Origin of the sequence: Chryseobacterium sp. SORGH_AS_0447 (assembly GCF_030818695.1) — a bacterium.
Lineage (GTDB): Bacteria > Bacteroidota > Bacteroidia > Flavobacteriales > Weeksellaceae > Chryseobacterium.
On record NZ_JAUTAR010000001.1, the window covers coordinates 4294834 to 4308890 of the forward strand.

10 protein-coding genes are annotated in these 14057 nt (G+C 40.8%); 2 read left to right on the forward strand and 8 right to left on the reverse strand.

Annotated features, from left to right (window positions below):
• Window positions 1–25 precede the first annotated feature (25 nt).
• From QE422_RS19570 to folE, 6 genes are all read right to left on the reverse strand, one after another.
• Entirely contained in the window at window positions 26–487 is a 462-nt protein-coding gene (locus QE422_RS19570; RefSeq protein WP_307462084.1) for a hypothetical protein, read from the reverse strand.
• A gap of 176 nt (window positions 488–663) precedes the next feature.
• Window positions 664–1731, reverse strand: a complete 1068-nt coding sequence (locus QE422_RS19575) for a hypothetical protein (protein ID WP_307462085.1) — start codon at window positions 1729–1731, stop codon at window positions 664–666.
• Window positions 1732–1867: 136 nt separating this feature from the next.
• The gene (locus QE422_RS19580; RefSeq protein ID WP_307462086.1) at window positions 1868–4516 is read right to left on the reverse strand and encodes a 4-alpha-glucanotransferase; all 2649 of its coding nucleotides are present in this window, start codon (window positions 4514–4516) and stop codon (window positions 1868–1870) included.
• Window positions 4517–4642: 126 nt separating this feature from the next.
• Entirely contained in the window at window positions 4643–5809 is a 1167-nt protein-coding gene (locus QE422_RS19585; RefSeq protein ID WP_307462088.1) for a T9SS type A sorting domain-containing protein, read from the reverse strand.
• 333 nt (window positions 5810–6142) lie between these two features.
• On the reverse strand, window positions 6143–7609 hold the full coding sequence (gene cysS, locus QE422_RS19590; protein WP_307462089.1) for a cysteine--tRNA ligase: 1467 nt from the start codon (window positions 7607–7609) through the stop codon (window positions 6143–6145).
• Window positions 7610–7862: 253 nt separating this feature from the next.
• Entirely contained in the window at window positions 7863–8528 is a 666-nt protein-coding gene (gene folE, locus QE422_RS19595) for a GTP cyclohydrolase I FolE (RefSeq protein WP_294301902.1), read from the reverse strand.
• Window positions 8529–8626: 98 nt separating this feature from the next.
• Here folE and QE422_RS19600 point away from each other — a divergent pair, with 98 nt between their 5' ends.
• Both QE422_RS19600 and QE422_RS19605 read left to right on the forward strand, forming a co-directional pair.
• Window positions 8627–9781 (forward strand): hypothetical protein, encoded by a 1155-nt coding sequence (locus QE422_RS19600; RefSeq protein WP_307462091.1) that lies wholly within the window; start codon window positions 8627–8629, stop codon window positions 9779–9781.
• Window positions 9782–9802: 21 nt separating this feature from the next.
• Complete coding sequence (locus QE422_RS19605; RefSeq protein ID WP_307462093.1) at window positions 9803–10291, forward strand: hypothetical protein; 489 nt, start codon at window positions 9803–9805, stop codon at window positions 10289–10291.
• A 59-nt stretch (window positions 10292–10350) separates the two neighbouring features.
• On the opposite strand, the gene metF is transcribed toward QE422_RS19605, so the two are convergent.
• Entirely contained in the window at window positions 10351–11310 is a 960-nt protein-coding gene (metF, locus tag QE422_RS19610) for a methylenetetrahydrofolate reductase [NAD(P)H] (protein ID WP_307462095.1), read from the reverse strand.
• Window positions 11311–11391: 81 nt separating this feature from the next.
• Window positions 11392–14052, reverse strand: coding sequence for a methionine synthase (gene metH / locus QE422_RS19615; protein ID WP_307462097.1), 2661 nt, complete (start codon window positions 14050–14052; stop codon window positions 11392–11394).
• Between the last annotated feature and the right edge of the window lie 5 nt (window positions 14053–14057).

Below are 14057 nucleotides of genomic sequence, written 5' to 3' on the forward strand. Positions count from 1 at the left end.
TAAAAAAATCAAAATTATAAACTACTTATTTTGCATCCGGAGCCGTATTCATCGGCTTATGCATTCTTGGCCCCTTGAATCCTTTTTCTTTCATCGCCATTCTTCTCTGCTCCATTTTTTCTTTTCGGTCTGCCTGCCATTTATCGTATTGCTGAGGCGTAAGAATCTGCTTCATTTCCGCATCCATCTGTGCTCTTTTTGCTTTCATCTGCTCCATTCTTGCCTGGCGTTCCCCTTTGTTTTTTTCAAATTCAGCCTTCATGTCTGCCTTCTTTTTATCATGCAACGCTTTGATCTTATCTACCTGAGACTGATTCAGATTTAAGTCCTTCTGCATCTGTGCCAGATGTTCCTGCTCTCTCTGCTGGAATTTTTCTTTCATTTCCGCTCTCTTTGCCTGTCTCTCCTGAGGAGTCGGAGTCGTTTGCTGAGCCATTGCAAAACTTCCCATTCCGATAAATGCTATCGCTAAAACCAATTTTTTCATATTCTTAAATCTTTAATTATTTATTTTATATCTTTTTGATTATCTGTTAAAACAAAAGTTAAACAGAAAATTTCACAAATAATGTTAAATTTTAATATTAATTATTTAACATGATTAAAATAAAAAGAGCAGATCCTAAAATCTGCCCTCACACCACTTAAATATAATATATGAAATTAATTTTTTGCAAATCCGTTTCGGAAGCCGCCATTTCCTCTGCTTTCTCCACCGCCTCTGTTCTGCTCTCTCGGAGCATGGTTTTCATTTCTTCTGAAACCTCCGTCGTTTCTAAAACCACCTCCATTATTTTCACGTCTAGGGGCCTCTTCCCTTCTTACTTCACCACCTCTAAAACCACCGCCATTATTCTCACGTCTTGGAAGTTCTTCTCTCTTTATTTCGCCTCCTCGGAAACCGCCACCACGGTTGCCACCGCTTTCAGCTCTCTCGGTACGGAATCCCCCATTGGGTCTTACTCCTCCATTATCACCATTTCCTCTGAAGCCGCCATTATTTCTTACTCCCGGGTTATCGTTTCTGAAGATCGGATTTCGGTTCCTATTTTCAGCCTGGTTGCGGAATCCTCCGTTACCGTCTCTTACTGATCCTCTGAAACCGTTGTTTGGTCTGTCGCTTCCTCTTACAATATTAAAAGTAGGGTTATCCATTCTGTGGAATCTTGTCCGGTCTACCCTGTAAATATTGATGTTTATATTTCTGTATCGCGGCATTGGCCTGCAGATCGCTCCGTAATGGGTTCTCCTGTAATCCTGGAAATACGCTACCGGGCTATACCCTCTGTAATAATTATTCTGGAATACGACAAAAACTCTCGGTCCCATAATTCTCTGCAATGCGTAGAATCGGTCGTAATACCATCGGTCCGGGTTATACCGGTAGAAGTTGTTCCATGTAGCAAAGCTTCCGTACAAGGCATTCAGTCTCATAATCTGGTCAATCTGCCAGGGACTCATTCTGTTTTGAGCAAAGAATACATTCCAGTTGATACTGATGATACTGTTTCTGTAATCATTGTAATTGGTCATGTAATAATCCTGTGGATAATAGTCCTGAGGATAATTGTAATAATAATCGTCCGGGAAATAATTCTGATCATCCTGATCACTGTAATATCCTCCGTCATTATCATAATAGCCGTTATCATCCCAGCCGCCGTTTGGATACTGTTGAGCGAACGACAACGTCGCAATACCCAAAGCAAAACCGATCAATATTTTTTTCATTTCTATAGTCGTTAATTGGTTAATATAGCAGAATTCTTAATTCTATCTTTTTGATATAAATAAAAAAAAGAAGTTAAATCGTATGATAAAACTTCTTTTAATTTATTGTTAAATTATTGATAATCAAATATTAAATTTACAATCTCCCACTGTCTTTCACCCAGTAAGCGATCTTTTTATTAAAATCAGACTGTTCTTTCAGGTTTTCGAGATTCAGGTGCATTCTGTATCTCCAGTAGTGCGGGAATACTGCGGGATTATTAATCCTTTCGTTATCCATCTTAGGGTTTACCAGGTTCTGATCCGTAGCAAAGAATTCCTGAATAGGGAAAATCGCCAGCATGGCATTGTTATAAAGATGCTGCTTCATGATAATCTCCGCTAAATGGGCATTAAGTTCTTCCGGGGCTTTGCCGTACTGAACCAACTGCTGATTGAAATACTCCTGGATCAGATCCGGATTTTCTTTCCACCACTGCCGCAGCGTCGAGCTGTCGTGTGAAGAAGCCGTCACCACATTCAGGTAGCCTGCATTTTTCGGATTATAGAAAGGGATATTATCGGAAGGCATCCGCTGAACTTTTAACGCAACAATCGCCAGTTCGTCCATTACCGCCGGAACGCAGTCCGGGACCAGACCGAGGTCTTCCCCGCAGATCAGCATTTTGGTAGCATTGAGGATCACAGGAAGTTTCTCCATGGCCTTTTCCTGCCACAGCTGATCCTGTCTCTTGAAGAAGTAATCATTGTAAAGATCGTAGATTGCTTTCTTCTCCCAATCCGAAAGGAATTTATAAGAATCGGTATAATATACATTGAATCTTGGGTGATATACCACCTGACCGTTTCGTTCTTCACTTAAAAACAGGACATTGGCACAAAGCGAAATCAGCTGTTCTTCAATCGGGTTCGGATTTTTCTTAAAGAAATCGGATAGTTTTCGCTGGGTATCAAATTCTTCTTTAAAGGAATACGTACCGTCGTGGTTATTGCTGATAAATTCCAATGCCTTTTCCCGGTCTTCCCCGAAATAATTCCAAAGAACCTGATCATTGATAAACGGTTTGCAGTATCTGTCGAAATTGAACGGGATATGCCGTGCATTAAATTCTTCCAGAGTAACCGGAATTGCGGGGTAAAAATATCCCAGAATTCCCTGGGTAGCGGAAACCGGCATTCTCCAGATCCGGAAAAATCCTAAAATATGGTCGATCCGCATGGCATCAAAATACTGTTCTAATGCTTTGAACCTGTTTTTCCACCATTTATAATCATCCGCTTTCATGGCTTCCCAGTTGTAAGTCGGAAATTCCCAGTTCTGCCCCAGTTCCGTAAACTGATCCGGCGGTGCACCGGCCTGGAAATCCATTCCGAACAGTTCCGGTTCCGTCCAGGCTTCTACAGAATGTCTGTAAATCCCGATCGGCAGGTCTCCTTTTACAGAAACTCCCAGGTTGTGGGTATAACCAATCGCTTCTTTCAGCTGCCTGTGAAGCTGATACTGCACCCATGCATGAAGCATCGACGCATCATAATCTTTGCTTTTCGCCGTGAAGAATGCAGCTACTTTTCCGGCAATATATTTTTTATGGGTTTTCCATTCGTTGAAATTCGGAGTGCTGTACTTATCTCTCAGCACACAGAATGCAGCATACGGAATCAGCCAGCTTTCGTTATCTTTAATGAATTTTTTAAAGTTTCTGTCCTTGTAGATCTTTTCCTTATCATGATTAAAAATGGCTTTAAGATATTTCCATTTTCCCGCAATCATTTTTTCGTAATCGATAAGCTCCAATGCGTTCAGCTCAGCTTTTTCTGCCTGATATTCTTCCAACAGACTTTCCGGCAGCTTAAAATCAAGATTTTCCAGGGAAATGTACTGCGGATGCAGCGCATATACGGAAACCGCAGCGTAAGGGTACGAGTCCGTCCATGAATAATTGGCGGTCGTATCGTTGATCGGCAGGATCTGGATAATACCGAGACCGGTTTCATTGGTCCAGTCTGCGAGCTTTTTAAGATCGGAAAATTCTCCGACACCGAAGCCGTCTTCCGTCCTCAAAGAGAAGATAGGAACGGCAACCCCTGCATCATGATACATCTGATACAGCTTAAATTTAAAGTAATGATTGGAGATGACCTGAAGAACATCTTTCTGCTGATTCGGCACCGCAAACCGGTTTTCACCGTTCTCCACATCAATTACTTTTCCTTCCGTACTGTTGTAAAGACAATATTTGTACTGAATAAATTCGTTCTCAGGAATTTCGAGCGACGTCTCCCAGATTCCGAAATCGGTCTGTGACAGGTAAATAGCTTTTTCATAGTCCCAGTTCCCCAATGAAGCCGTACTTCCGAATAAAACAATCTTCCAGTCCGGATGATATAACGGAGCTTCTATTCTGAATAAATGGGTATGTTTTTTCAGGACGGAAATTTTTTCCGGCTTAAAGGTGTTCAGCTTATTGTGAAGAATTTTATTATTTAAATAGTTTTCCGGAAAATTCTTATTGTTCCATTCGTCGAAAATGACAAATTCTTTATAGTTGTGCGGAAAATTCAGCTGATGCGGAACAAATTCTTCCCGAAGGACCTTTCCCCTGTCATCCACCAGCCGGTACTGATAGGAAATCGATCTGGAAAAATAATCCACCTCGCATTTCCACAATCCATTTTCCCCGTAAAACATAGCATGAGTCTGCTGTACAGCACCTTCATCATTGATCACCAACTGCAACTGCTCGCCGACTTTTGTACTGTAACCTACATTAAAGTATAGCTTCATTTATATTTTTTTTATAAAAATACGTTATAATCCTGAAAAAGAAAACTTATTGAATATCAAATATTCATTAAAAAAACCTTTCCAAAAGGGTTGAAAAGGTTTTTAAGTTTTACTTAAAAGCAAAGATTATTCCGAAACCAGAATTTTCTTGTTCAGTAATATTTTTCCCGCTTCGTCGGTAATGCTTACCAGATAGGCGCCGCTTACCAGGTTTTTAAGATGAACCTGTTGATTCAGGGAGCCGTCTTTTACCGATAAATTCTGCTTCATCACATTTTTTCCGGAGAGATCGAAAACATTCAGCCGGATATTTCCTTTTACGGATTTGTCGTGGACGTTTATATTGATCAGCTGATCTTCTACTCTTGTAGGATAAATATCAAGGTTGGCAAAAACCGTATTCGAGACAGCCCGGTCATTTGCAAAATATTTGCTGGCCAGATCATAAATATGTAAGTTCTGCCCACCTTCCATCGGTCTTGCCTGTAAAGTATTGAGATCTACTTCATAGAGAGAAGCACCTTTGGCACTGGCGATCACTACTTTCCCTTTTGAATTCACTGCTGAACCGTTCACAGAATAATGATCCGGAATACCGGAGATCTTTCCGACAAATTTTGCCTTCAGTTCTTTTGTTGAAATTTTGAATACATTTCCTGAAGCCGAAAAAATGTAGAAATTGTTATCGGCATCGGCAATCATATCACCTCCAAAACCGGTTTCAACAATTGTGAAAGAGTTTTTGCCGTTGGAAGCATCATCTTTAATAATTCCCAGATCATTTACCACATATTGGCTGCCTTTTCTGCTGATCTGCAAAAACTGAGTTCCCGCATTATTTACTGCATAAATATTCCCGTCGTATCCGGTGGCCATTCTTGTAAAATGGGAATTGATATCGCACGAGGTTACTCTTGCCACGTTGTTTTCTACCAAAGTGATTTCTTTTGTTTTTGCATTTAAAACATAGATATTGGAGGAAAACATCGGCATATAGACGAGATTGTTGTTGTATGGATCATAAGCCAGGGTTGCCATATTCACGGCCTGGGCATTATTATACGTGTTTTTATCTTCAGCCACTGAGCCGTTTCTGCTTTGTGAAAATACGTTTGCCTGAGTATCCGACGTAAAAACGGTTTCTCCTGAAGTCCCACTTGTTCCGTCAATGGCCCGGAAATCATTGAAAACGATATTCGGGGTATCTTTTCCGACCAAAGCAAAGAAGTCCTGCTGTGCAAAAGCGTTCGCGCCTGTCAATAACAAGAATAAAGGTAGTAAATGTTTTTTCATAGTATTTAAATTTAATGTTTAATCATTTTAGTATGACTAAGTTACATAATTTTAGAATTGATTGAGAAAAAATTTTGAGGTTGAGGCAAAGACTGATGTTCGGATTTTATATAATGTGAACCCGAAGTAGAAATCGGATTAATCGGCTGGAAGAAGGATGCTGGATGCTGGAAGTTTCTGACTCACCAAAGTGAATGCTGCTCTCTTACATAAATAAACAACTGAAAACAAAATAAACACAATTGATTTGGAATTATATAATACTTCCAAAGTTTAATCATAAAAAAACTCCCACAAAACGTTGTGAGAGTTTATATCTGAATATTTTTTATATTAGTTCAAGACGTATGAAGTTCCGTCTCTTCCGTCTTTCAGCTCGATGCCTTCTGCAAGCAGCTTATCACGAATCTGGTCGGACAGTTCGAAATTCTTCGATTTCCTGGCCTGGTTTCTGAGCTCGATCAAAACTTTCAGTGTCTGATCGAGTTTTTCATTGTTGTTTTCTTCAATGGTCTGAAGTCCTAGTACGTCAAAAATCAAAGCATTCAGCGTAGATTTCAGGTCCTCTAAATCTTTAGTCGAAATGGTTTCTTTGCCGTCATTTAAAGCAAAAATGTATTTTACCACTTCAAACAGATGTGCGATCAGTACCGGAGAATTGAAGTCATCCGTTAATGCATCGTAAGCTTTATTTTTCCATTCCTCCAAACTGAAACCGGATTGTTTTTCGTCATTCGGAACGATTGAGTTCAGTACTTTTACCGCTTCCATTAATCTGATAAACCCTTTCTCACTGGCCAGCATCGCATCATTGGAAATATCCAGCACGCTGCGGTAATGCGCCTGCAGGAAGCAGAAACGCACGATTGACGGATGGAAAGGCTTTTCAAAGAAATCATTTTCACCGGTTACCAGCTGCATCGGCAGGATGTAGTTTCCGGTGGATTTGCTCATTCTCTGGGAGTTCATGGTGAGCATATTGGCGTGCATCCAGTAATTTACCGGAGCGGCGTCATTACAGGCTTTCCCCTGTGCAATTTCACATTCATGGTGCGGGAATTTAAGGTCCATTCCTCCGCCGTGGATATCGAAAGTTTCGCCCAGATATTTGGTACTCATTGCTGTACATTCCAGGTGCCATCCCGGAAACCCTTCGCCCCAAGGCGAATTCCATCGCATGATGTGTGCCGGGGAAGCTTTTTTCCAAAGGGCAAAATCCTGCGGATTTTTCTTTTCCCCCTGCCCGTCTAGGTCACGGGTGTTGGCAAAAAGCTCTTCGATATTCCTTTTGGATAATTCTCCGTAGTTCAGTCCTCTTTTATTGTATTCCAGCACGTCGAAATAAACCGATCCGTTGCTTTCGTAAGCAAAACCTCTTTCGATTAATTTTTGGGTCAATTCGATCTGTTCCACGATATGCCCCGTCGCTGTAGGTTCAATATTCGGTGGCAGCAGATTGAAAAGCTCCAGCACTTTATGAAAATCTACGGTATATTTCTGTACGATTTCCATCGGCTCCAGCTTCTCCAGACGGGTTTGTTTTACGAAACGGTCGTTGTTTACATCACCGTCATCGGTAAGGTGGCCGGCATCCGTAATATTTCTGACATATCGCACTTTATATCCAAGATGCATCAGACTTCTGTAAATGAAATCGAAGGAGAGGAAAGTTCTCACATTTCCCAAATGCACGTTGCTGTAAACGGTGGGTCCACAAACGTACATTCCCACGTTTCCTTCTAAGATGGGTTTAAATATTTCTTTTTCGCCTGCAAGCGAGTTGTATATTTTTAATTGCATGATTGTATTCAAAGTTCTAAGTTTAAAATTTAAGGTTGTTCAACAGGTTATCGGTTACAACAGATAATGGTTGTAATGAAAATCTTATGTGAAACTTTTTTAAATTTTATCATTCTAATTTTATTTCCAAAAAACTTCATGCTTAAAAGCCAACAAGAATTCGATAATATTTAGTTCTATTAACCTCATTCTTTTCTGAAAGACATTTTGAAGTTTATGTTTTATACCATTTAATTTAAAATTACGCTTTTGCTTAATCCAATTTTGCATGGCTCCCTACATAATGAAGGAATTCCTGTCTGGTAATCGGATTAGTTCGGAAAATCCCGCTTAATTCCGCCGTAATGGTTGAACTTGCCGTATCTTTTATTCCTCTACAGTTTACGCAAAGATGCTTAGCATCGATGATACAGGCTACATCTTTGGTTCCCAGGGCTTCCTTTAAAGCGTCCACGATCTGCATCGTCAGTCTTTCCTGAACCTGCGGTCTTTTCGCATAATAATCAACGATCCTGTTGATTTTTGAAAGGCCGATAACTTCACCGTTTGAGATATAAGCTACGTGTGCCCTTCCGATAATCGGTAAAAAGTGGTGCTCGCAGAACGAATATACGGTAATATCTTTTTCCACCAGCATCTGGCGGTATTTATATTTATTTGAAAAGGTAGAAATTCCCGGCTTATTTTCAGGAAGAAGGCCTCCGAAAATTTCATTTACATACATTTTCGCAACCCGTCTTGGAGAGTCTTTTAAGGAATCGTCTGTCATATCCATTCCCAGTGTTTCCATAATTTCTCCAAAAAGTTCGGTAATTTTTTCTATCTTCTCTTCCGGTGATTTATCAAAAGCATCTTCCCGTATAGGCGTATGTTCTTTTCCTGTGAAAATATCATCGTCGTTATCCGTAAAATCAACCATTTTTATTTAATTTGCACAAAAATACGGATAAAATTTATTCGTCATATTTAATTTGGCCGAAAAACATTATCTTTCGCCTCCACTATCATTTTTACCCCATGATTATTGCTGAAGAAGTACAAAACGACTCCCAGAAAAAGGAATTTTTAGAGTTTCCGGCAAGGCTTTACCAACAGGACAAGAATTACATCAGACCGCGGAATATCGATATTGAAGAGGTCTTTAATCCAGAAAAAAACAAATTCTTTAAAAGCGGAGAATGTACCCGGTTTTTATTTAAAAATAAGAAAAATGAAACAGTGGGAAAAGTTGCGGTTTTTATCAATGAAACCTATCATCAGCAACAGCCTACCGGAGGAATCGGATTTTTCGACTGTATCAACGATCAGGCTACGTCTGATTTTATTTTTGACCACTGTAAAAGCTGGCTTCAGCAGAGAGGAATAGAAGCAATGGACGGACCCATTAATTTCGGGGAGCGTGATAAATTCTGGGGACTGGTAATCGAAGGTTTTATCGAGCCTCTGTACGGAATGAACTACAATTTTCCTTATTACAAGGATCTTTTTGAAAATTATGGATTCAAGATCTACTTTGAGCAGCTTTGTTTCTCCCGGCCGATCTTCGCGGAAGTATCCCGGGTTTTTACAGTGATGCATGCGAAACACAGCAAGAATCCTGATATTTCGGCAAAGCCGATGACAAAAAATAACCTAGGGAAATTCGCAAAGGATTTTACCGAAATCTATAATAAAGCCTGGGCTGCACACGGTGAAGGGAAACGCATGGAAGAATCGAAAGTCCTGAAAATGTTTAAAACGATGAAGCCGATCATCAATGAGCATATTTCATGGTTTGTGTATGAGAAAGAGAAGCCGGTTGCAATGTGGATGAATCTTCCGGACACCAATCAATGGTTTAAATACCTGAACGGAAAGTTCGGACTTTGGGAAAAGCTGAAATTTTTATGGCTGAAGAAATTCAGAAAAAATGAAAAGATGATTGGTCTTGTATTTGGAGTGGTTCCGGAGTGGCAAAGAAAAGGCCTTGAAGGATACATGATCTGGGAAGGCACACAGCATCTGAGAAAGCATACCGACTTTAAAGTGACCGAAATGCAGTGGATCGGTGATTTTAATCCAAAAATGATAAGAATTGCTGAAAACCTTGATACCACCGTAACCAGGAAACTGGCGACCTACCGGTATCTTTTTGATCGAAATAAAGATTTTGAAAGGCACCCTGAATTGTAATGTAAATCAAATTCTACCGTAATGACCTCAATCATTGTTTTAATTATTATTTTTCTGCTTTTTCTTTTATCAATTCCGGCCATCATTTTTTTGATCGCTTACCTTGCAGCAAGAAGCCGCAGAAAAAAACAGCAGCTTTTGCTTGAACAGATCGGTACTCCCGAATATTATGCTTTTGTACGTTACAATATGGGAAATGCCCAGAGCGAATTTTTTAAAATCAAAGCTTTCCAGGGCAGCGGTATGATCTATATAGAAGGTGACCGTATTCATTTTGTAGACACTTTACATCAGCATCCTTATACATTCCCGTTGCAGGAAAGCATCATCAGATGGGAAGATATCAATATAGTCAACGGACTTTTAAAATGGTTTTCGGTACAGGATCAGGAAACAAAGTATTATTTCAACATCGAAAGCGGAATGTTTATCTTCAATCTGAATTCTTCAAAACCGACGACCCACAGTGTTTTTGAAAAACTTTTGCAATATCAGAGCGAAATCCGTTAATTCCAAACAAAAAAAAGTCCTGCTTTCGACAGGACTTTCAAAAGATTCATTTTACTTTATTAGAATAGCGCTCCGGCTACTTTTTTAATATTATCGCTTTTCCCCATGGAGTAAAAGTGCAATACCGGAACTCCGAAATCCAGAAGTTCCTTACATTGCGCGATCGCCCATTCGATACCGATCTGCTTCACGGCTTCGTTGTTTTTAGCATGCTCCACTTCATTGATCAACTCTTCCGGCAAATCGATTTTAAAGATCTGCGGTAAGATTTTCAGGTGTTTTTTGGTGGCAATTGGTTTGATCCCCGGAATGATCGGCACCGTGATTCCCATTTCACGGGCTTTTTTTACGAATTCGATATATTTTTTATTATCAAAGAACATTTGGGTAACAATGTAATCGGCACCAGCATCTACTTTCTGCTTCAGCCATTTCAGGTCGTAATTCATGGAAGGGGCTTCCATATGTTTTTCGGGATAGCCTGCTACACCTATACAGAATTTATTGTGCTCCTCACATTCTTTTTCTTCATTATGCAGGTATTTCCCTCTTCCCAGGTTATTGATCTGATGCACCAGGTCCATCGCACTGGCATGTCCGCCGGAGGTTGGCTCAAAATACTGATGCCCTTTCATCGCATCCCCCCTTAAAGCCATTACGTTATCGATCCCCAGATACATACAGTCGACCAGCAGGTATTCGGTTTCTTCTTTTGTAAAGCCGCCGCACAGCAAATGCGGAACGGTGTCTACATTGTATTTATGCTGAATAGCCGCACAGATCCCCAAGGTTCCGGGACGCATCCGGGTGATCCGGCGTTCCATCAGCCCGTTTCCTTTGTCGATGTAAATATATTCTTCCCTTGAAGTCGTTACATCAATAAAAGGCGGCTTAAATTCCATTAACGGATCGATGTTTCTGTAAAGGTCTTCGATTCCGATTCCTTTCTGTGGCGGAACAACTTCGAGGGAAAATAAAGGTTTTCCGTTTGCGTTTTTTATGTGGTCGGTGATTTTCATTTTATTTTTTATTGCTTGTTGAAAGTTGCCGGTCAGTGGAATGATAATACATCCAGCAACAATTAACCCTTCACTATTCTATTAATCTGCTAAATTCGGTGACAGCCATTTTCTCGCTTCCTGCAAAGAAATTCCTTTTCTTACGGAATAATCTTTCAACTGGTCTTCTGCGATTTTTCCCAAGCCGAAATATTTGGCGTGCGGGCTTCCGAAATAATACCCGGAAACCGAAGCGGTCGGGAACATTGCTAAACTTTCCGTTAAGTACACCCCGATGTTTTCTTCCACTTTTAGAAGATCCCAGATGGCATGCTTTTCCAAATGGTCCGGGCAGGCCGGATAGCCGGGAGCCGGACGGATTCCTTTGTACTTTTCGGCAATCAGTTCTTCGTTGGTTAAGTTTTCCTGATTGGCATAACCCCAATATTCGGTTCTTACTTTTTTATGTAAAAATTCGGCATAGGCCTCTGCAAAACGGTCAGCCAAGGCTTTCACCATAATCGCGTTGTAATCATCGTTGGCTTTTTCATATTCTTCAGCCAGTTCATCGGTTCCAAAACCTGTAGTTACACAGAAAGCCCCCATGTAATCAGTTTTTCCGGAACTTTGGGGAGCGATGAAATCACTTAAAGCCAGGTAATCTTTTCCTTTGGAACGCTGCGCCTGCTGTCTGAGCGTAATAAATTTCACCTGCTGCTCATGATTTTCATTGAAGATCAGAATATCATCCGTTTCATTGGAGTTGGCTTTAAAAATCCCGAAAATCGCTTTTGCCGTCAGTAATTTTTCGTCTAGAATCCTTTTTAAAATTACCTGAGCATCTTTAAACAGTTCTGTTGCCTGTGCTCCCACCACCTCATCTTCAAGGATATTCGGATATTTGCCGTGTAGGTCCCAGCTTCTGAAGAATGGCGACCAGTCGATAAAGGGCAGCAATTCTCTTAAATCCTGATTTTCAACAACCGTAATTCCCAGTTGATTAGGTGTGAAGATCTCTTCATTTTGCCAATCGATTTTAAACTTATTCTTTCTCGCTTCTTCTATTGAAACATAGTCTTTTTCTACCTGCCTGTTCAGGAATTTTTCGCGGAATTCCGAATAGTCATTCTTTAAGTCTTCCACATACTCTTTATTCCGGTCGCCCAGCAATGAGCTTACTACGTTTACGGCTCTGGAAGCATCATTTACATGGACTACGGCATTTTTATATTTCAGATCAATCTTTACCGCCGTATGTGCTTTTGACGTGGTGGCTCCGCCGATCAGCAAAGGAAAATTCAGGTTTTGTCTTTCCAGCTCGGAGGCGATATAGACCATTTCGTCGAGACTTGGCGTGATCAGTCCGCTCAGCCCGATAACATCCACTTTTTCTTCAATCGCTGTCTGGATAATTTTTTCAGCAGGTACCATTACGCCCAAATCAACAATTTCATAGTTGTTGCATCCCAATACCACACTTACGATATTCTTTCCTATGTCATGAACATCGCCTTTCACCGTAGCCATCAGGATTTTCCCGTTGGCGGGTTTGGATCCGTCCTTTTCCGCTTCAATAAAAGGCTGTAAATAGGCCACCGCTTTTTTCATTACCCTTGCCGATTTTACTACCTGCGGCAGGAACATTTTCCCGCTTCCGAACAAATCTCCGACAACTCCCATTCCGGTCATCAGATTAATTTCAATAACATGTAGCGGTTTTGCGGCCTGCTGTCTGGCTTCTTCCACATCCTCTTCGATGAACCGGTCGATTCCTTTTACCAGAGAATGGGTGATTCTTTCCTGTAGAGGTTTTGTACGCCATTCCAGTTCTTCAACTTTTTCTTTTTTAACGGATTTGTGCTTTTCGGAATAGTCCAGAAGCCTTTCGGTGGCATCTTCCCTTTTATCAAGAATAACATCTTCTACCAGCTCCAGAAGCTCTTTATTGATTTCATCGTACACTTCCAGCATCGCCGGGTTTACGATTCCCATATTCATTCCTGCCTGGATCGCATGGTAAAGGAACACGGAGTGCATCGCTTCTCTTACGGTATCATTTCCTCTGAATGAAAAGGAAACGTTGGAAACCCCACCGCTTACCGATGCATACGGAAGGTTTTGGCGAACCCATCTCGTTGCTTCAATAAAATCGATGGCATTCCGGCGGTGTTCATCCATCCCTGTTGCTACAGGAAATATATTTAAATCGAAAATAATATCTTCTGCCGGGAAATTTAAACGATTGACCAGAATATCATAGGAACGTTTTGAAATTTCAAGTCTTCGTTCATACGTATCCGCCTGCCCTACTTCATCAAATGCCATTACAATTACGGCGGCCCCATATCTCTTGATGGCCTTGGCCTGTTTAATAAATTCTTCCTCCCCTCCTTTTAAGCTGATGGAATTCACAACGCATTTTCCCTGCGCGACCTGCAATCCCGCTTCAAGGATTTCCCATTTCGAAGAGTCGATCATCAGGGGAATTCTGGCAATATCCGGTTCGGAAGCAATCAGATTTAAAAATTTGATCATGGAAGCTTTCCCATCGATCAGCCCATCGTCAAAATTAACATCCAGAATCTGCGCACCGCCTTCTACCTGGTGGCGTGCAATATCCAATGCTTCTCCGAATTTTTCCTCTTTTATTAATCTTAAAAACTTTTTCGACCCGGCAACATTGGTTCTCTCCCCAACATTGATAAAATTGCTTTCCGGTGTAATAATCAAAGGCTCCAGCCCTGATAATCTTAAATATTTCATCAATT

Coding starts and splice junctions, on each gene's coding strand:
- QE422_RS19575 (WP_307462085.1), bottom strand. CDS start 1,731: ATGAAAAAAATATTGATCGGTTTTGCTTTGGGTATTGCGACGTTGTCG.
- QE422_RS19570 (WP_307462084.1), bottom strand. CDS start 487: ATGAAAAAATTGGTTTTAGCGATAGCATTTATCGGAATGGGAAGTTTT.
- QE422_RS19585 (WP_307462088.1), bottom strand. CDS start 5,809: ATGAAAAAACATTTACTACCTTTATTCTTGTTATTGACAGGCGCGAAC.
- metF (WP_307462095.1), bottom strand. CDS start 11,310: ATGAAAATCACCGACCACATAAAAAACGCAAACGGAAAACCTTTATTT.
- QE422_RS19605 (WP_307462093.1), top strand. CDS start 9,803: ATGACCTCAATCATTGTTTTAATTATTATTTTTCTGCTTTTTCTTTTA.
- folE (WP_294301902.1), bottom strand. CDS start 8,528: ATGGTTGATTTTACGGATAACGACGATGATATTTTCACAGGAAAAGAA.
- cysS (WP_307462089.1), bottom strand. CDS start 7,609: ATGCAATTAAAAATATACAACTCGCTTGCAGGCGAAAAAGAAATATTT.
- QE422_RS19600 (WP_307462091.1), top strand. CDS start 8,627: ATGATTATTGCTGAAGAAGTACAAAACGACTCCCAGAAAAAGGAATTT.
- QE422_RS19580 (WP_307462086.1), bottom strand. CDS start 4,516: ATGAAGCTATACTTTAATGTAGGTTACAGTACAAAAGTCGGCGAGCAG.
- metH (WP_307462097.1), bottom strand. CDS start 14,052: ATGAAATATTTAAGATTATCAGGGCTGGAGCCTTTGATTATTACACCG.